Source organism: Hujiaoplasma nucleasis, assembly GCF_013745115.1.
GTDB lineage: Bacteria > Bacillota_I > Bacilli_A > Izemoplasmatales > Hujiaoplasmataceae > Hujiaoplasma > Hujiaoplasma nucleasis.
In genome coordinates, this window is record NZ_CP051151.1 from 194627 (window position 1) to 214863 (window position 20237).

Annotated in this window: 19 protein-coding genes; 18 read left to right on the forward strand and 1 reads right to left on the reverse strand. The window is 31.9% G+C overall.

Annotation, left to right across the window (positions count from 1 at the left end):
* Positions 1–2 precede the first annotated feature (2 nt).
* The 18 genes from HF295_RS00925 to thpR are packed head-to-tail and all read left to right on the forward strand — an operon-like array spanning position 3 to position 19595.
* Positions 3–794: an FAD binding domain-containing protein gene (locus HF295_RS00925; RefSeq protein ID WP_312031967.1), complete on the forward strand. Its 792-nt coding sequence runs from the start codon at positions 3–5 to the stop codon at positions 792–794.
* A complete protein-coding gene (locus tag HF295_RS00930) occupies positions 791–1243 on the forward strand; it encodes a (2Fe-2S)-binding protein (RefSeq protein WP_312031968.1) in 453 nt (150 codons plus the stop codon). Before HF295_RS00925 ends, HF295_RS00930 begins: the two co-directional genes overlap by 4 nt.
* Positions 1240–3552: a xanthine dehydrogenase family protein molybdopterin-binding subunit gene (locus HF295_RS00935; protein ID WP_312031969.1), complete on the forward strand. Its 2313-nt coding sequence runs from the start codon at positions 1240–1242 to the stop codon at positions 3550–3552. The genes HF295_RS00930 and HF295_RS00935 overlap by 4 nt, the downstream gene beginning before the upstream one ends.
* The gene (locus tag HF295_RS00940) at positions 3539–4177 is read left to right on the forward strand and encodes a hypothetical protein (protein ID WP_312031970.1); all 639 of its coding nucleotides are present in this window, start codon (positions 3539–3541) and stop codon (positions 4175–4177) included. The genes HF295_RS00935 and HF295_RS00940 overlap by 14 nt, the downstream gene beginning before the upstream one ends.
* Before the next feature lie 7 nt (positions 4178–4184).
* Positions 4185–5018 carry an XdhC family protein gene (locus HF295_RS00945; protein WP_312031971.1) on the forward strand — a complete coding sequence of 278 codons (834 nt, stop codon included), beginning with the start codon at positions 4185–4187 and terminating at the stop codon, positions 5016–5018.
* Positions 4996–5469 carry a nucleoside-triphosphatase gene (locus HF295_RS00950; RefSeq protein ID WP_312031972.1) on the forward strand — a complete coding sequence of 158 codons (474 nt, stop codon included), beginning with the start codon at positions 4996–4998 and terminating at the stop codon, positions 5467–5469. The genes HF295_RS00945 and HF295_RS00950 overlap by 23 nt, the downstream gene beginning before the upstream one ends.
* On the forward strand, positions 5470–6759 hold the full coding sequence (locus HF295_RS00955) for a dihydroorotase (RefSeq protein WP_312031973.1): 1290 nt from the start codon (positions 5470–5472) through the stop codon (positions 6757–6759).
* A 1-nt stretch (position 6760) separates the two neighbouring features.
* On the forward strand, positions 6761–8086 hold the full coding sequence (locus tag HF295_RS00960; protein WP_312031974.1) for an amidohydrolase family protein: 1326 nt from the start codon (positions 6761–6763) through the stop codon (positions 8084–8086).
* Positions 8064–9152: a 4Fe-4S binding protein gene (locus HF295_RS00965; RefSeq protein WP_312031975.1), complete on the forward strand. Its 1089-nt coding sequence runs from the start codon at positions 8064–8066 to the stop codon at positions 9150–9152. Before HF295_RS00960 ends, HF295_RS00965 begins: the two co-directional genes overlap by 23 nt.
* Positions 9153–11243 (forward strand): xanthine dehydrogenase family protein molybdopterin-binding subunit, encoded by a 2091-nt coding sequence (locus tag HF295_RS00970; RefSeq protein ID WP_312031976.1) that lies wholly within the window; start codon positions 9153–9155, stop codon positions 11241–11243.
* On the forward strand, positions 11227–11703 hold the full coding sequence (locus HF295_RS00975; protein ID WP_312031977.1) for a (2Fe-2S)-binding protein: 477 nt from the start codon (positions 11227–11229) through the stop codon (positions 11701–11703). The genes HF295_RS00970 and HF295_RS00975 overlap by 17 nt, the downstream gene beginning before the upstream one ends.
* The gene (locus HF295_RS00980; RefSeq protein ID WP_312031978.1) at positions 11697–12536 is read left to right on the forward strand and encodes an FAD binding domain-containing protein; all 840 of its coding nucleotides are present in this window, start codon (positions 11697–11699) and stop codon (positions 12534–12536) included. The genes HF295_RS00975 and HF295_RS00980 overlap by 7 nt, the downstream gene beginning before the upstream one ends.
* A gap of 10 nt (positions 12537–12546) precedes the next feature.
* The gene (gene ade, locus HF295_RS00985; protein ID WP_312031979.1) at positions 12547–14268 is read left to right on the forward strand and encodes an adenine deaminase; all 1722 of its coding nucleotides are present in this window, start codon (positions 12547–12549) and stop codon (positions 14266–14268) included.
* The gene (gene thrC, locus HF295_RS00990) at positions 14265–15512 is read left to right on the forward strand and encodes a threonine synthase (protein ID WP_312031980.1); all 1248 of its coding nucleotides are present in this window, start codon (positions 14265–14267) and stop codon (positions 15510–15512) included. The genes ade and thrC overlap by 4 nt, the downstream gene beginning before the upstream one ends.
* Positions 15505–16857, forward strand: coding sequence for a PLP-dependent cysteine synthase family protein (locus HF295_RS00995; protein WP_312031981.1), 1353 nt, complete (start codon positions 15505–15507; stop codon positions 16855–16857). Before thrC ends, HF295_RS00995 begins: the two co-directional genes overlap by 8 nt.
* Positions 16858–16862: 5 nt before the next feature.
* Positions 16863–18074, forward strand: a complete 1212-nt coding sequence (locus HF295_RS01000) for a YgeY family selenium metabolism-linked hydrolase (RefSeq protein ID WP_312031982.1) — start codon at positions 16863–16865, stop codon at positions 18072–18074.
* Position 18075: 1 nt separating this feature from the next.
* The gene (locus HF295_RS01005) at positions 18076–19059 is read left to right on the forward strand and encodes an ornithine carbamoyltransferase (RefSeq protein ID WP_312031983.1); all 984 of its coding nucleotides are present in this window, start codon (positions 18076–18078) and stop codon (positions 19057–19059) included.
* A gap of 5 nt (positions 19060–19064) precedes the next feature.
* On the forward strand, positions 19065–19595 hold the full coding sequence (gene thpR / locus HF295_RS01010) for an RNA 2',3'-cyclic phosphodiesterase (RefSeq protein WP_312031984.1): 531 nt from the start codon (positions 19065–19067) through the stop codon (positions 19593–19595).
* A gap of 40 nt (positions 19596–19635) precedes the next feature.
* Here the strand turns inward: thpR and HF295_RS01015 are convergent, their stop codons facing one another.
* Positions 19636–20118: a nucleoside deaminase gene (locus HF295_RS01015; RefSeq protein ID WP_312031985.1), complete on the reverse strand. Its 483-nt coding sequence runs from the start codon at positions 20116–20118 to the stop codon at positions 19636–19638.
* Positions 20119–20237 lie beyond the last annotated feature (119 nt).

Genomic DNA, 20237 nt, shown 5'->3' on the forward strand with positions numbered 1-20237 from the left:
TTTTGAATATAAACAACTATGTTATCGTTGATTCTTTAGAACAAGCCTATAGAATTTTGATTGATGACAAAAAAAACATGATTATTGGTGGAGGTGCTTGGATAAAATTATCCGTCAAAGATGTAAACCAACTTATTTCCTTGGACAAGTTGTCTTTAGAATATATTCGAGAAGATGGCGACTATATTGAAATAGGTTCTATGACTTCTTTAAGAATGATTGAAAGACATCCATTGATTACAAATCTATGTGATGGCATTTTGGCAAAAGCTATAGCTAAGATTATGGGAGTTGGTATTAGAAATTTAGCGACTATAGGTGGATCTATCATGGGTAAGTTTTCTTTTTCTGATATTTTACCCGTTCTATTGGTTCTTAATTGCGATTTAAAATTCTATAAAAGAGGTAGAATTACCATTGATGAATTCATGAATGATAAAAGTATTAAAGATGATATTTTAATATCAATAAGCATAAAATCGATTCATGGTAAATCTTACTTTAAAAAAGTATCAAATACACCACTAGATTTTTCATGGGTAAATATAGCTATTATAAAGAATCAAAATTATTCTATAGCAGTTGGATCAAGACCTGGTATTGCAAAGTTATGTTATAAGGCTATGGCATATCTTAATCAAGAAAAAGATATCACAGATCAAGTCATTGATTTGGTCCTTGATAAAGCTATAGAAGAACTAGAATTATCAGGAAACTTAAGGGCAAGTCAAGAGTATAGAGAAGTTTTAGTTAGAACTTATCTAAAAAGAGGCTTAAAGCAGGTGATAAAATGAAAATTAAAGTTAAAGTCAATCAAGTTGATAAAGTATTTGATGTTCAAGCCCATGAGTATCTATTGGATGTTTTAAGAAAAAATGACTATGTAAGTGTAAGAAGAGCTTGTGATAATACTTCTTGTGGTGTTTGCACTATTTTATTAGATGATAAGCCAGTTCCTTCTTGTTCATTACTTGCAATTAAGGCTGATGGACATCATGTGACTACCGTCGAAGGAATTCAAGCTGAAGCTGAAAAAATAGGGCATTACTTTGGTCAAGAAGGTGCTGACCAATGTGGATATTGTAATCCGTCAATGGCTCTAACGGTTTATGCATTGAAATTAGAAAATCCAAAAGCCACAGATCAAGAAATTAAAGAATATTTGGTTGGGAATTTATGTCGTTGTACTGGTTATGTGGCTCAACATGAAGCTATAAGAAAATATTTGGGTGATCAATCATGAAAGTTGTAAATCATAAAACTCCATCTATAGATGGTTTAGGAATTATTAAAGGTAGGAAAGCTTATACAGATGACTATGCTGAAAAAGACTCTTTAATAGTAAAGGTATTAAGATCACCACATGCATTTGCTAAAATAATTTCTATAGATGACTCAAAAGCGAAGAAGTTAGATGGTATTGAAATGGTATTAACTCATAAGGATTTTAAGAGAATTCCTTTTACTAGAGCAGGACAGGGTTATCCAGAGCCATCACCACACGATAAATTTGTTCTTGATGAGTTTGTTAGATATATCGGCGATGAAGTTTTAGCAGTTGTTGGAGTATCAAATGAAGTTTGTGAAAAAGCTTTAAATTTAATTGATGTTAAGTATGAAGTTTTTGAACCGATTTTAGATTATGAAAAAGCTAAAAATCATCATACCATAATACATCCTGAAGAAGAAATACATCAGATGTTTGATATAGGTTTTAATCCAAAGGCAAATATTGCTGCAAGTTATCATATGGAAATTGGTGATGTTGAAAAATCTTTATCTGAATGTACATATACCATTCATGAAACTTTTTATACCCAGGCTCAAGCACATGTTATGCTAGAACCCCATACAGTCAATGCGAGAATGGATTATCAAAACAGGTTAGTCATTTATAGTTCAACTCAAACACCTTTTCATGTCCGTAGAATTATTGGTCATGCCTTAGAAATACCTATGTCAAAGATTAGAGTTATAAAACCAAGAGTTGGCGGTGGTTTCGGAGGAAAACAAGCCATTCATGGTGAAATGCTTGTGGCATATGTTACTTTTAAAACTGGTAAAGCTTGCAAAATGACTTATACCAGAAAAGAAGTTTTTGAATCTTCTTACACTAGACATCCTATGCGTTTAGAAATGAGATTAGGCGCTGATAAGAATAAAAAGTTAAAAGTTATTGATTGCCATGTATTATCAGATACGGGTGCTTATGGTGAACATGCCCTTACTGTTTATATGGTTGCAGGTTCTAAAGTATTGCCTTTATACAATAAAGTTGATTCTGTTAGATTTTATGGTGATGTTGTTTATACAAATCATACACCAGCTGGAGCATATCGAGGATACGGTGCAATTCAAGGGAACTTTGCTTTAGAGTCAGCTATTGATATTTTATGTAAAAAGATGGAGATAGACCCAATTGAATTTAGACAAAAGAATATGATGAAAGAAAATGAAACATCTCCTATATTTGCCATCATGGGAGAAGGTACTGAAGGTACAGCCATGATGATGGATACATGTAAACTTGAGGAGTGTGTGATTAAAGGAAAAGAATTAATTGGTTGGGATAATATTTATCCATATCACGATAATGGTGAATATATTGAATCAGTCGGTATGGCAATTGCTATGCAGGGTAGTGGAATTCCTTTAATTGATATGGGGAGTGCTAGCATCAAACTAAATGATGATGGCTTCTATAATCTGATGGTTGGCGCTACCGAGATTGGACAAGGATCTGATACTGTTCTATCACAAATAGCAGCTGAAGTCTTAATGACTGATGTTGAGAAAGTGATTATTTATTCATCTGATACAGATTTAACACCTTTTGATGTAGGTGCTTATGCATCAAGTACAACCTTTGTATCTGGAAACGCTGTTTACAAAGCAGCTAAGGAACTAAAAAATGAAATGCTGAAAGAGGCTGCTAGAATTTTTAATACTGACATAAGTAATATTGACTTTGATGGTCAAATCTTCACTTATAATGAAAAAGAAATGTCTTTAAAGGATTTTTCTAATCAAATTACCTACTCACATGAACAAAAGCAATTACAGGTTACGTCTTCGTATGTTGGACCGAAATCACCACCTCCATTTATGGCTGGTTTTGTGAAAATTGCAGTTGATAAGGATACATTTGAAATAAGAGTTCTTGATTATGTATCAGTTGTCGATTGTGGAACAACAATTAATCCAATGTTAGCAAAAAGGCAAGTTGATGGAGCTATTGTACAAGGTTTGGGTATGGCAATGTTTGAAGAAGTTAAGTATTCAAAGAATGGTCGTTTAATTTCAAATGATTTATTAAATTATAAGATTCCTACTAGGTTAGATATTGAGAATTTAAATACTGTTTTTGTGGATAGTTATGAAGAAAGTGGCCCTTTTGGAGCCAAATCTGTAGGAGAAATAGGTATTGATACACCTCCTGCGGCATTAGCTAATGCTGTAGAAAATGCTCTAGGTGTTAGGGTGAAAAGTTTACCTATTACACCAGAAAAAATTATGAAATTGATGAAGGAGAAATCAAATGAAAAAAAATAAAATTCAATTATTAGCAAAAGTTGTATTATTTGGTGGTTTCTGGGGGCTTTTAGAAGCTACTTTAGGTTATGTCTTACACTTTTTGCCTATGTTAATATCTGGAACTTTAATGTTTCCTCTCGTTGTTTTTGTATTGTATAGAGCTTACAAAAGTACAGGTTCAAGAAAAGCATTACTTTTTGTAGGTTTAGTTGCAATCTTAATAAAATCAAGTAATTTATTATTACCTTTCTTGCCTGCAGCTAAAACGATTAATCCTATGATCGCGATGTTTTTACAAAGCTTAATAGTCTTTGCGGTTATTCCTTTACTAGAATCTAAAAAACCACTTCAGTTAACATCAGGAATCTTAATTGCTAGTTTGGGTTGGCGCATTGGTGTTATAGCCTATTATGGTGTGAATTATTTGATTACTGGATTTTTATCATTCTATTTACAATCCTTGACATCAGTCTTTACATTTATTGTGACAGATGGATTGGTTTCAGCATTATTAGCGATCTTTATCTTTGTTGCTATTAGAGATATAAAAATAATGAAAAAGTTAGATTCAATGAGGATTAATCCACTTATATCAGCCGCTATTTTCGCTATAGCAATTATTCTTACTTTAGTAAAATTTTAGGTGAAAAATGGATATATTCAATTTGATTACAGAGTATAAAGAGAAAAATGTTCCTTTAATAGCTGTGACCGCTGTAAAAAAAGAAGGTGCCGGACCTGTTGAAGTTGGGAAAAAAATGATTTGTCTAGAAAATGGTCAAAATATTGGTACTGTCGGTGGCGGAGCCATTGAATACTATGCACAAAAGAAAGCTAAGGAATTGTTAAAGTCAAAAACATCCTTGTTAGAAACTTACCTTTTGGATGAAGGTAAGATTATTAGTGAGGGAAAAACGTTGCCTATGGTATGTGGTGGCAAGGTTACCCTGTTTTATGAATATATTGGTCCAAAAGCTACCATTTACATTTTTGGAGGTGGCCATGTAGGTCAAGCTTTGGTTAATGTATTAAAAACCATGAATTATCATGTCACTGTCATTGATGAAAGAAAAGAAATTATAGATCAGTTCAAAAAGGCAGATGTTTTAGTTAATGAGCCATTCGTTCAATTTATTGAAAAAGGCACAATTAGAGATGGTGATTACATTATTGTATGTACTCCAAGTCATAAGTATGATTATCATGTGATAAATAAAATTTTAGAACTTAAAATAAAACCTAAATATCTTGGTATGCTATGTTCACCTGATAAAATTAAAGCTTACTTAAAATCTACTTATCAATTTTTTGGTAAAGACATAGATTTAAGTTTCTTTTATTCACCTATAGGCTTAGATATAGGAGGAATGACTCCTGAAGAAATAGCTATATCTATAAGTGCTGAAATTTTAGCTTTAACTTATGGGAAAGAAGGTCATAAACATATGAGAGAGATATTAAATGGTCAAGATTGTTACTGGTAAAATCAATTCATGTAAGTCGACAAAACTTAAAAAGTATTATGATGATTCTTTAAAAGGTGATGGTTTTATCGCTGAAAAACATATGCAAGGAAATTTCGTTCATTATTATGACTTGATACATTTGTCAACTGGTCAAAGAATTCCTTATATAGTAAGAAATGATTTTTATGATGGAAAAGAAGAGATTATATATCAAAAAGGACCGTATTTATTTTACAAATCAGCTTTTGATACAGTTGAAAAAATGGTTGATGAATTTATTTGTAAAAATATAAGCCCAATTTACCTTGATGAAATTAGTTTGCTTGAATTAGAGGATAAGGGTTTTCATAAAGTTTTAAAGAAGTGTTTAGCTAGTAACATGAACTTATGTTTGGTTGTTCGAGAAGACTTAATAGACAAAGTGTTAAATAAGTATCAGATAAGAAAATTTGAATTTATAGGTGATTAAATGTTTGATAAAGCCATTATTCATGGGAAAATATGGATAGAAGATCAATTTACCATAAGCAATATTTATATAAACAATGATAAGATTGTCGATATTAGTCATGAAGTCAAAGATGCCAAAGAGATAGTGAATGCCAAAAATCAGTTAGTGATTCCAGGATTAATCGATCCCCATGTTCATTTTAATTTAGATTTGGGTCGTATCCATTCCAAGGATGGATTTACTTCTGGTAGTCGGCAAGCTGCTTATGGGGGGATGGTTGTATATATAGATTTTCTTGACCCTGTAGATAATCCTGAAGATTTAGAAAAGGCATATTTAAAAAGAAAATCTCAAGTAGATAAAAGCTATTGTGATTATTTTTTCCATGCGACAATTAAAAATCCTCAATGTGACTTAGAAGATTTTGTAAAAAAAATGTTGTCTTTAAATATTCATTCACTAAAATTATTCACCACCTATTCAGATTCAAATCGAAGAACTTATGATCATCAAATTATTGAATTGCTTAAGTTGTCTAAAAAATACGGTTTTTTATTATTGGCTCATATTGAAGATGATTCTATAATAAATATGGAAGAAGATTATCAATATAGTGATTTACTTAAATCAAGACCTAGTATAAGTGAAGAAAATGAAGCCATTAAATTAGCATCATATGTGGAAAAATATGGTGGCTATCTATATATGGTTCATTTGAGTTCTGGTCGAACCCTAGAAAAACTAGTGAGTAAATATTCTCATATATTAAATCAGAATTTTTTTATAGAGTCATGTCCTCATTATTTTTCTTTTTCTCATGATGATTTACTAGGTGAAGATGGTTATTTGTATACACTCGCTCCACCCTTAAGGACTAAAGAAGAACAAAAATTACTTAAAAAACTTATCAATAATGTTTATACAATTGGTACAGACCATTGTGCTTTTAATATTGAAGATAAAAAGAAAAATCATCTTAAAGAAATTCCATTGGGTATTGGTGGCATTGAGCATTCTTTTGATATAATGTATCATTTATTCAATGAAGATTCTATCAATAAGATGTCAAAAAATATATCTATACTATATGATAAGTTAAAGTTCTATGGACAAATAAAAGTTGGAAACTTCGCTAATCTTTTTATATATCAAATAGGGGATGCCTCGATTCAAAATCATCACGGAGAAACCAATTATGATTTATATTTGGGTAAAAAATCAAATGGTTTTTTAACTCATTTACTGTTGAGAGGCCAATGGGTGATTAAAAATAAAGTATTATTAGATGCCATAGGGAAGGAGTTATAGTATGTTTGCTATTACCAATGTTAGAATCTATGATTACCAAAAGTACATAGATAATGGTTTTATTATTTTTGATGAACATATAGTGGAAGTTGGCCTTATGGAGTCTTTTTTGAACAAAGATCATTATCAAGTGATCGATGGTCAAGGAAAAATTATTATTCCAGGATTCATAAGTGGACATACACATTTATACTCTACTTTTGCTAGAGGTTTATCTTTAGATTTTAATCCAAAAAACTTTCTAGATATATTAAAACAAATGTGGTGGAAAGTAGATCATTTTTTAGATTTAAATATGATTTTTTATTCTGCTTTAATGGGTGGTATTGATCAATTACAATCAGGAACAACTGCTCTTATAGACCATCATGCAAGTTATAAGGTAAATGGTTCATTAAATCAAATAAAACAAGCTTTAAATGATGTACTTGGTATGAGGTCTGTTTTAGCTTTTGAAACAAGTGATCGATTTGATTTAATGGCTGCTATTAAAGAAAATATTGATTTTATAAGCGAAAATCAAAGTCCTTATATTAGTGGATTGTTTGGAATGCATGCTTCTTTATCTTTAAGTGATGATTCTTTGAAAAAGATTGGGGAAAATCTTCGGGGACAAGGTATTCATATTCATGTTGGTGAATCCTTATTAGATGAAGAAAGGTGTATTGAACAATATGGAAAAAGAGTTGTTGAAAGGTTAGATGATTTTCAGTTAATCAATGAAAAATCATTATTGGTTCACTGTACTCATATCAATGATGCTGAAATTGAAATTATCAAAAAAAGAAAAGCAACGATAGCTATTAATCCGACATCAAATTTAAATAACGCAGTTGGAATTTCTCATGTAAAGAAATTTTTAGATGCTGGCATTAGAGTAATTCTAGGGAATGATGGTTTAATTCAATCACAAGCCATGGAGTATCTAAATACTTACTATTTAGGACATTTGAAGAATGAATCACCTATTGGTTTCACTTTAGGAGATCTCCATAAAATCATGAGAAATACATATGATTATATTAATGAGAGATTGATGACAAAATTAGGGGTTATTGAAAAAGATTGTCAAGCTGATCTGCTGGTCATTCCTTATGAACCCTATACTGAGATTAATAGTGATAATGTTTTTGGCCACTTATTTTTTGGGGTTTTTCCTGGATTAAAACCACAAGATGTTTTTATAGGTGGTAAGCATCTTATTAAAGATTATCATTTAAATTTTGAACATACAGAATATTACGAAAAAGCTAGACAAGAGTCAAATAAATTATGGAATATTTTAAAGAAAGAAGGTAAAGATTTTGAATTTAAAAACAAGTTTTGATGGTATGTCATTTAATAATCCATTAATGCCTGCTGCTGGGCCATTAAATGGTGATTTAGAAAAATTAAATTTTTTGCTAGAACAAAACTGTGGTGGTATTGTTACTAAAACTATATCTAAAGAATTACCACACATACCTAAACCATGTATTTATGGTGACAAACAGTTTATTATGAATTCTGAACTTTGGAGTGAACATCATTATGAAACTTGGATGAATGAATTTTTACCTACCTTTATGAAAAATAAAGATAGGCCATTGATTGTTTCTTTAGGTTACTCTAAAGAAGATATGGCTTTTTTGGTCCCTAAGTTTGATGAGTTTGCGGATGCATTTGAAATTTCTACTCATTATGTTGGGACTGATTTATCGGTGATTCAAGAGACTGTAAGAACAATTCGTTCTCATACAAAAAAACCTATTTATATGAAAATAAGTCCTCATATACCGAACCCAGAAGCCTTTGCTAAAGCAATCAAAGAAGCTGGTGCTAATGGCGTTGTGGCTATAAATTCTTTAGGTCCTACCATGAAAATTGATATTTCAAAAAGAGCTATTATTTATGGTAATGAAAAGGGATTTGTATGGACCAGTGGACCTGCTATAAAACCAATTGCTTTAGCAACAGTTTATAAGATAAAACAAGCAGAACCTTCTTTAACTGTGATTGGTGTCGGAGGCATAAAGAACGCTGATGATGTCATTGAGTTTTTACTTGCTGGAGCTTCGGCTGTGCAAATGTTATCTTCAGCCCTATTGTATGGTAAAACTTTATTTTCAAAAATCATTAATGATTTACCAAAAGCATTAGAAAAATACGGCTTCTCTTCTATTGAAGAAGTGATTGAGACTTCATTAAGCAAACATGTTGTTTATAAGCAATCACTACCTGTCCTTAATAAAGAAAAGTGTATTGATTGCATGTTGTGTCAAAAAATATGTCCATATTTCGCTATTGATTATCCAGGTGTGATTACTTTTAATCCAGAAAAATGTTTTGAGTGTGGTTTATGTATAGCTAAATGTCCAACAGGAGCTATAAGTTATGGTAAAGCAGGTGAGTAAATGAAAGATATTTCTATATCCATCAATAAAGTAGATAATGATGAAAAGATATCTGGTAAAGCTAAGTATGTCGCAGATATAAAAATGGATGGGACCTTATACGCTATGACCTTTAGAAGTCAGATTTGTAAAGGTTATATCAAGTCCATAGAATATCCTCGTTTACCTGATGGTTACTATATTATTGATCATAAAGATGTACCAGGTAAGAATATAGTCAAAGTGATTTTTGAAGACTGGCCAGTTTTTACTGACAAAAAAATTTCATACTTATATGAGCCTATAATGTTGGTTATAGGGCCGGATAAAAATGTAATTATTGATATTATTAATCACATTAAGATTGATTATGTTGAAGAAGAAGCCTTGTTTGATTGGACTGATTCAGTGATTCATTATCATTTTGACAAGGGCTTAGGTCAAAGTGTTTTTGAAGATGCTGATCAAGTTATTGAATATGATTATGAAACAGGCTACCAAGAACAAGCTTATATTGAACCTCAAGGATTTATCGGATACACAGAGGATGAAAAAGTAACATTAATTGGTTCTATTCAATGTCCTTATTATGTAAAAAACGCTGTGAAGCAAGCTTTAAATCTGGAAGATCATCTAGTGAGAGTCATTCAAGCCAATGTTGGTGGGGCTTTTGGAGGTAAGGAAGAATATCCTTCTTTAATTGCTTGTCAATTGGCTGTAGCTGTTCAAAAGATAAAGAAACCTATCAAACTTATCTTTGAAAGAGAAGAAGATATGTCTGTCACTACAAAGAGACATCCTTCTAAAACTCATTTTCAAGCAGCTGTTAAAAATAATGAACTTATCGGCTTAAAAGCTCATGTATCCATTGATGCTGGAGCGACTATAGGCTTAAGTGGTGTTGTTTTATCTAGGGCACTTCTTGCAGTATCAGGAGCTTATACTATTGATCACTTGGATGTTAGTGGTGATGTCTATCGGACTAATACTGTTCCTAATGGTGCTTTTAGAGGGTTTGGAGCCCCACAGATGTTTTTCGCTATCGATATGTTTATGGAACATATCGCCAAAAAACTTAAATTAGATACGCTAATTTTTAGAAAAAAATACTTAGCAAGACAAAATGATAGAACGTCAACCAATGGCATATTCAGAGACCCTATTTTAATGCCCGAAATGATTGAAAAAGTAATGAGTGTTTCGAATTTTCAAGAAAAATATGAAGAATATAGTAAAGAAAACTCATATAAAGGTATAGGTATGAGTATGTTTTTCCATGGATGTGGATTTACTGGGTCAGGTGAAAAGAATATTATTAAGGCCAAGGTTAGATTAAGAAAGGATCAAGATGCTAATGTTCATATATTAGTAGCTGCTGTTGATATGGGTCAAGGAGTTAAAACCACATTTAGAAAACTGATTGCTCATATTTTAGAGATTGATATTGATAAAGTAATTTTTAATAATCCTGATACTGATTTTGTCCCTGATTCCGGACCTACAGTTGCTTCTAGAACCATGATGATTGTTGGTGGACTTCTTGGGAGAGCTGCTAAAGAAATGAAAAGTCGATGGGAAGAAAAATCTTTTATTGTAGAAAAACAATATGAACAACCAGATTACATTGAATATGATGAAGAAAAATTTATAGGAGATGCTTATCCAGCTTATTCATGGGGTGTCAATGTGGTTGAAGTAGAAGTAGATCCATTGACTTATCAAGTGAATGTAAAAAAATCTTGGTCTGTATATGATATTGGAAAAGCGATTGATCAAAGAATTGTATTGGGTCAAGCAGATGGGGGGTTAGCTCAAGGGTTGGCTTATGGATATCTTGAAGTAATGAACCATAAAAATGGAAAAATCATGCAAAAAAATATGACAGACTATATTATCCCTACAGCCATGGATATGTGTGAAATGGAAACTTATTTATTTGAAAATCCTTATGCGTTTGGTCCTTATGGAGCTAAAGGTGTTGGAGAATTAACGCTTATCGGCGGAGCAGCGGCTGTTGCAAAAGCTATTGAGGTCGCCATCAAGAAGAATATTTATAAAATTCCTGTAACACCTGAATATATTATGGAGTTGATGAATGAACATGAAGATTAATTTTAATTTAAACGGTAAAAATATAACACTTGATACAAACCCTAATAGACGTCTATTAGATGTTTTAAGAGAGGATTTTGACTTAACTGGTCCTAAAGAAGGCTGTGGAGAAGGCGAATGTGGAGCTTGCGCAGTTTTATTAAATGGTCAAATAGTCAATTCATGTTCAGTCCCTTTAGCAAATGTAGATGGCCAAGATATCATGACTATTGAAGCTTTTTCTCTAAGTAAGCAATATCAAATCATCAAAGATGCTTTTGCTGAAATGGGTGGAGTTCAATGTGGGTTTTGTACACCTGGAATGATTATTGCTACCCAAAGTTTATTAAGTGAAAATCCTCATCCTAGTGATTATGAAATTAAGATTGGTTTGTCAGGGAATTTGTGTCGATGCACTGGATATAATTTAATCATTAAGGCTGTAAAAAAGGCTGCAGAAGATGGTGATGGTTTATGGTAAATACTGTCATTGCTAAAACTTTAGTTCAAGCCCTAGATACATTAAAGCAAGGAGACTATAAAATTGTTGCTGGTGGTACAGATATGTTGATTCAAAATAGATCACATACTGGCATGCCTATAGCCTATAAGTCAAATATTCTATATGTTAACTTAGTAAAAGAATTAGACTTTATTAGTGATGATGAAAACAATGTTTACATTGGTGCTACTTGTCGTTTAGAAAGTATCTTAAAAGACCAAAGGATCCCTCAAATATTAAGAGATGTTATCCATGAAATGGCTTCTCCTGCCATAAGACATACTGGGACATTGGCCGGTAATATAGCAAATGCATCTCCAGCAGGGGATTCATTAGTTGCTTTATATGCTTTAGATGCACAAGTTAGAATACAATCTGCTATGCACGAAAGAATAGTTAAAGTATCTGATTTTATTAAAGGTGTTAGAAAAATTGATTTATCACCTATTGAAATGATTACTGAAATTATCATTCCAAAACTAGATTTTGATAATATTTATTTTAAAAAAGTTGCGCCTAGACTAAGTGATGCTATTTCAAAGTTGTCATTTGTTGGAGCTTACTCCTTTAGAAACAATACTTTAATAGATATGAGAATATCTCTTGGCGCTGTTTATATGACTGTAGTTAGAAATAGAAGCATCGAAAAAAAATATATTGGTATGAGCAAGGAAGAATTCAAGAATCATATAAAAGAAATTTTAATAGACTACAGCCACATAATCAAACCTATTGATGATCAAAGGTCAAACAAAGAGTATCGAAAACAAGTAGCGTTAAACTTAATTAAAGCATTTGTTTTAAATTGTTAGGAGGCTCGTTTTGAATAAGAAAAAACTCATTCAAATATCAAGAGGTTTAGTACTTGCTGAACTTGTATTGAAAAACGCCAAAATTGTCAATGTGTTTACAAAATCAATCGAAGCCAACGATATTGCTATCTCTGATGGTATTATCGTTGGGATTGGATCATATGAAGGAGAAAATGAAATTGATTTAAAGGGGCAATATGTTGCACCTGGTTTTATTGATGGTCATGTCCATATTGAATCTAGTATGCTTACACCAAATAATTATGCTTTAGCAACCATTCCTCGTGGTACCACATCAATCATTGCTGATTGTCATGAAATAGCGAATGTGGCGGGTAAAGAGGGAATTGATTTTATGATTGAATCTGCTAAATCAACTGTTCAAGATGTTTTTATGATGATTCCTTCGTGTGTGCCATCAACTTCATTTGAAACAAGTGGAGCAATCTTAAAAGCAAGGGATATAAAAAAATACACTGAAAATCCTTCTGTCTATGGCCTAGGTGAAATGATGGATTATCAAGGGGTACTTGAAGGGGATAAAGATGTGCTTAATAAATTGGAGGATTATTCTCAATTAACTATTGATGGTCATGCTCCGGGTTTAAGTGGTAAAGATTTAAATGCTTATATCTTATCAGGTGTAGAAACAGATCATGAATGTGTTGAAGCGAGCGAACTTATTGAAAAGGTTCAAAGGGGTATGTATGTTCATCTAAGGGAAGGTTCACAGACAAAGAATTTAGTTGACTTATTATCAGGTGTATCTAGTGCATATTATGATCGAATATTATTATGTTCAGACGATTTACACCCAAGTGATATATTAAATGTTGGTCATATTGATCAAAATGTACGATTGGCAATAAAACATGGATTAGATCCTATCGTTGCTATATCAATGGCGAGTATAAATATAGCTAGATGTTATCATTTAAATCATTATGGAGCCATAGCACCAGGATATTACGCAGATTTAGTTGTTTTTAAAAACATTAAGAAAATTGATATTAATATGGTCTATAAAAAGGGAAAACTAGTCGCTAAAGATAAGCAAGCACTATTTGAAAGCAGAAAAATTGATCCATCTAAACTTCTAGAATCAGTCAATATAAATTTAAATAAAATCAATTTAGATTTAACTTTAAAAAACCAATTAGTTTATATTATAGGACTCGTAAAAAATAATATTACAACAAAGAAAATAAAAGCTAGTATTATCTTAGAAAAAGGTTTGTTTCTTTCAAAAAATAATCCAGGTTTATTAAAATTAGCAGTCATAGAAAGACATCATTCAAGTAACAATATTGGCTTTGGAATAGTCAAGGATTATGGGTTAAGTAATGGTGCATTAGCATTAACGATTGCTCATGATTCACATAACTTAATTTGTATTGGAGATAATGATATAGATATGTATAAAGCCATTGAAAAAATTAAAAGTATTGGTGGCGGAATTGTATTGGCATCTGAAGGACATATTATTGATTTTCTGCCTTTAGAAGTTGGTGGTTTAATGTCATTGAATGATGGGCAATATGTCCAAAAGAAGTTATTGAATTTAGAAAATGAGATTAGAAAATTAGGGGTAACTAATGATATTGAAGATCCTTTCTTACAATTAGCTTTTCTATCTTTAGCTGTTGTCCCTGAAATTAAAGTAACAGACAAAGGTTTGTTTGATGTCGAAAAGTTTCAATTAATTAAATTAGAAGTTGGTGAAGATTCATGACGTATGTTAAAGGCTTGAGGTGTACCCATTGTAATCATTTTTATCCTTTTGAAAAGGATTTAATGATATGCCCAAATTGTCAAGAAAAAGGAATACTTGACATTGAGTATAAGTATAAGGAAATTAAGGAAGTCATGAATAGAGATTATTTTAAGAATAACTTAGATTTGTCTATTTGGCGGTATTTACCTTTGTTGCCTGTTGAAGAAAAATATACGAAGAATTCCTTAAGAGTTGGCTGGACACCATTATATAAGAGTTTTAATTTACAAACAATGATTGATATTAAATCATTATATATTAAAGATGAGGGTTTAAATCCAACACAGTCTTTAAAAGATAGGGCTTCAGTCATTGCCTGTGTGAAGGCCTTGGAAAATAATTATGAAATTATATCTTGCTCATCAACTGGAAACGCTGCTTCATCATTGGCTGGCAACGCTGCAAAACTAGGACTCAAAACAGTTATTTTTGTTCCAAAAAGAGCACCCGTTGGAAAATTAACTCAACTATTAGTCTTTGGAGCCGATTTAATTAAAGTTAACGGTGATTATAAGTCTACTTATCAATTATCAAAAGCGGCCATAAGTCATTATGGTTGGTACAATAGAAATGCTGCAGTCAATCCATATCTGGTTGAAGGTAAAAAAACAGTGGCTTTGGAAATAGCTGAGCAACTTGAATTTAATTTAACAGATTGGGTTATAGTTTCTGTGGGAGACGGATGTACGATTGGTGGAGTTTATAAAGGTTTTTATGATCTTATTGAACTAGGTTTAATTGATCGTATGCCTAAGTTATTAGGCGTTCAAAGTGAAGGCTGTTCACCATTCTATAAAGCTTTTCATGAAGAAAAGGAGATGGAAGAAAGTGAAGAAAATACACTTGCAGATAGTATAGCAGTAGGCATACCTAGAAATCCTATCAAGGGATTAAAGGCTGTAAAAAATAGTCATGGTAGTTTTGAGATTGTATCTGATGACGAAATCATGGATGCTATGCTTTTACTGGCAAAGTATGAAGGCGTATTTGCTGAACCTGCAGCCGCAGCCGGTTTAGCAGGATTAATGAAGTCTAGAAAGAAAAATTTAATTAAACCATCTGATACAGCCACCGTAATTATCACTGGCAATGGATTAAAAGATACAAAAAATGCATTAAATGTAATTAATGAACCAGTTCTTTTAAATAATGATTTAAAAGATTTAATAGACTACATAGAAAGAGGCGAAAGTAATGAGTAAAATTCCATTTGGACCAACTTATGATGAAATGTGCAACCCATCTCATATTGATCCGAACATAAGAAAAAAAGCGTTAGAAAGTAAAGAAAATGAACTAAATCCAATAAACTTATTTAACATTAATTGGAAAGATGATAACAATCAAGTTCATAAAATTGTTTTACCTAAAGAAATGACAGGTGTCGAAGCCAATATAGTCGTTCTATTAGGAAAGTATTTCCCTTCAGGGTCTCATAAAGTTGGACCTGCTTATTCTACACTCATTGAAGGATGTGTTGATGAGAATATTATTCCTGGCAAGCACACAATATTAGGACCTTCAACAGGTAATTTTGGTATCGGAGTATCTTATATCTGTAACTTAATGAAATATGATTCTATTGTCATCATGCCAGATAATATGAGTAAAGAACGTTATGAACGCATTCAAAAATATGGGGCAAAATTAGATTTGACGCCTGGGACTGAATCAGATGTTATTTTAACATTAGAGAAAACCTACGAATTGGCTAAAAATACTAAGAATAGATCTTTAGCTCAATTTGAATTATTGCCTAATTATCGTTTTCATCGTCATGTGACGGGAAATGCTTGTATTGAAGCTGTAAAAAATGTTGGAAATGGAAGGATAGCTTGTTTTACTTCAGCGCCTGGTTCGGCTGGGACTTTAGGTGCGGGCGACCAAATTAAAAAAGAGTTTCCTGAGGCTAAAGTGGCTGCTTTAGAACCTTATGAATGTTCAACATTGATGAATGGTGGACGTGGACAACACCGTATTGAGGGTATTGGCGATAAGATGTGTACACTCATTCATAATGTATTAACCACAGATTTTGTTGTGATGATAAAAGATGAAGAAACGGTTCAAGGTTTAAAAGTGATTCATAACGGAATTAGTGTATTGGAATCTTTTGGTATTGATAAAAAAATCGCTGAATCAATGACTGATTTATTTGGCCCTTCAGGTATATGTAATATTATTGGCGCAATTAAAATGGCTAAATATTTACATTTGGGACCTGGAGAAAATGTAGTAACCATTGCGACTGATGGTTATGACAGATATGATACCGTAATTCAAAATCTTGAACAAAGATATTTAGAGACAGAAGATTTCGTACTAAAAAGATGGTTTAAAGATGTGTTCTTAAATGCGGATACTAATTATATTGCAGATTATAGACCTATAAGCCAAAAAGAAAAGTTGTTCATACAAAAAGAAAAAGATTGGTTAAAATTTGGATATACAAAAGCTTATTTAGATTCTATGAAAGATATGTCTTTTTGGGATAATGAATACAACAAGGTTTTTGAATATGACAAACTAATCAAGGAAAAGAGGTAAGATGTATGGATTTTAAAAAAGTATTAGAATTATCTAAATCATATGAAAAAGATATGACAAGATTTTTAAGAGACATGATCGCTATCCCAAGTGAAAGTTGTCATGAAGAAAAAGTCATTCAAAGAATTAAAAGAGAAATGGAAAAAGTTTCTTTTGATGAAGTGAAAATTGATCCAATGGGTAACATTATTGGACGTATTGGCCATGGACCTATTGTTATTGCTATGGATGCCCATATAGATACAGTAGGTGTTGGTGAAATAAAGAATTGGAAATTTGATCCATATAATGGCTTTGAAGATGAAACTAGTATTGGTGGACGCGGAGCATCAGATCAAGAAGGTGGGATGGCGTCTATGATATATGCTGGGAAAATCATCAAAGAGTTAGGTTTAGAAAAAGATTATACCTTATATATTACTGGTACTGTTCAAGAGGAAGATTGTGATGGGCTATGTTGGCAATACATTATTGAACAAGACAAATTAAAACCAGAGTTTGTAGTCATTACAGAGCCTACTAATTTAAACATTTATAGGGGTCATCGTGGTCGCATGGAAATTAAAGTTTCAACAAGTGGCGTATCTTGTCATGGTAGCGCTCCAGAAAGAGGAGACAATGCTATTTATAAAATGGGACCGATCTTAAAAGACCTAGAAGAGTTAAACCATCATTTATTAGACAATGATTTCCTAGGAAAAGGAACATTGACGGTTAGTGAGATTGGTCATTCATCACCTTCTAGATGCGCAGTTGCTGATGGATGTTGGATTTCAATAGATAGAAGACTCACTGATGGCGAAACCTTTGAGTCAGCTTTAAAAGAAATAGAAGACTTAGATTCTGTAAAAAAAGCAAATGCAGTGGTTGAAATGTATGATTATTCAAGACCTTCATATACTGGTTTGGTTTATCCAACAAAATCATATTTCCCGACTTGGGTTTTGCCAGAGGACCATATCGTATGTCAAAGTACAGTTCAAGCATATGAATCTTTGTTTAATCAAAAACCACTCGTTGATAAATGGACTTTTTCAACCAATGCTGTTTCAATCATGGGTAGACATCAAATTCCATGTATTGGATTTGGACCTGGAAAGGAAGAACAAGCACATGCACCAAATGAAATAACCTATAAAGAACATCTCATAAAGGCTTGTGCAATGTATGCGGTTATACCGACAATGTATGTAAAACATAAAAAGGAAGGAAAATAATATGAAACCAGAATTTAAAGGAAAACATTTTATCACGCTTGAAGATTGGTCAAAAGAAGAAATAGAAAGATTACTTGAAGTATCAAAATTAATGAAAGATAAATTTTTACATAATGAAGATACGAGCTATTTAAAAAACAAAACAGCATTTTTAATGTTCTTTGAACAATCAACAAGAACTAGAAATTCTATGGAAGCAGGTATTGCTCAATTAGGGGGACATGGTAATTATTTAGATACATCAGGGATGCAAATATCTCATGGAGAATCAGCAAAGGATACAGCTGTTATATTATCTAGTTATGGACATGGAATCGCTTGTAGAAATTGCTTTTGGGGTATAGGTAATAAATATTTGAGAGAAATGGCACAACATTCTACAGTGCCTGTAATGAATTTGCAATGTGATTTATACCATCCAATGCAAGGATTGGCAGATTTAATGACTATTCAAGAGGTGTTTCCAAAACAAAATAATATTAAAGTTTCTATTATATGGGCTTATGCAAGAAGCCATAAAAAACCTATATCGGTGCCTTTAACACAAATTTTATTGTTTCCAAGATTTGGTATGGATGTGACTTTAGCTTACCCTGAAGGCTATGATTTGCCAGATTGGGCTATTGAAAAGGCTAGAGCAAATGCTAAGGAAAACAATGGGTCTTTTAGAATCACTCATAATATGGAAGAAGCATTTAAAGATGCAGATGTTGTGATCCCGAAAAACTGGGGATCTTGGGTAAACAATCAGTCAACTGAAGTCGTAGATGATTTATTAGAATCATATAAATCATGGAAATGTACTGAAGAAATGATGGCTTTGGCTAATAATAACGTTAAATACATGCATGCATTACCTGCTGATAGAGGCAATGAAGTAGAAAATTCTGTGATAGATGGTCCACATTCAATAGTCTACCAAGAAGCAGAAAACAGACTTCATACCGCCAAAGCAGTTATGGCAATGACTATGGGCGACAAATAAGATAAATGAGAATTTTTATTGCCTTATTATTTCCAGATAGGATTATTCATGAACTATCAAAAATGAGAACAGTCTTAGAAGAATTAAATATTCAAGGTAATTTTCAAAGGAATGATTTGCTTCATTTGACTATTCACTATATAGGTGAAACAAGTGATGATTTCTTAAAAAAAATCATAAGTAAAATCAAAGAAATTGATTTTGATAGTTTTCTTGTAAAAACAGGAATAATAAATTTTTTTGGAAGTGATAAAGTAAAGAAAGTTTTATATTTAGAAGTTGAAAAGAACCCAAGACTATTAAAGTGTTATCACTTAGTTATTGAAAAACTAAATGAACTAAATCTTAATATTAAGCAAATCGATTATATACCGCACATTACCATGGTAAGAAATGCTTATCCAGTGGATAAAGAAATAAAAGAACTTCACGTAAAAGCTCTTGATATTGCAATTGATAAGATTCATGTTATGGTATCAAAAAGAGAAAATGGGAATTTGATTTATCAATCTTTAGATTATGTTGATTTGAATTAAAAAGAACGGTGTAAGAATTTCTCTTACACCGTTACTGTTTTTAATAAAGTTCCTTATCTTTTTCTTGATATTCTTTAAAAAGTTTTAAACATGTTTGTCTTTCTGTTTCTTCTAAATCAAGAATTTCGAAATTTTCTCTGCCATTTTCAATGAATTTATAGATAAAATCATCTCTGAAGCCAATAGCATCTGCATCACTTTCAATACAACCAAAGTATACTTTCTTGATATTTGACCAAATGATAGCACCCAAACACATTGGACATGGATATGCCGTAGTATAAAGAGTACAATTTGATAAATCATGGGATCCAATTTCTTTGCAGGCTTTTCTTATTGCGTTTATTTCAGCGTGTGCTGTTGGATCATGATCTCCTAAGACAGTGTTTGATGCTATTGAAAGAATTTGACCATCTTGATCAATAATTAAAGCGCCAAAGGGTCCACCTATATTTTGATTCATGGTTTTTCTAGCTTCTTCAATAGCTAATTCCATAAGTTTTTTGTGGTTTTTGTCTTTCATATGAGCTCCTTTTAGAACATTGTAGGTATATTATAAAGAATATATTCATTAATGTAAATAAGATATGATAAAATACAGCGAAAAAGTGTTTTTTATTTTTCAAATAAAGTTCTATATTT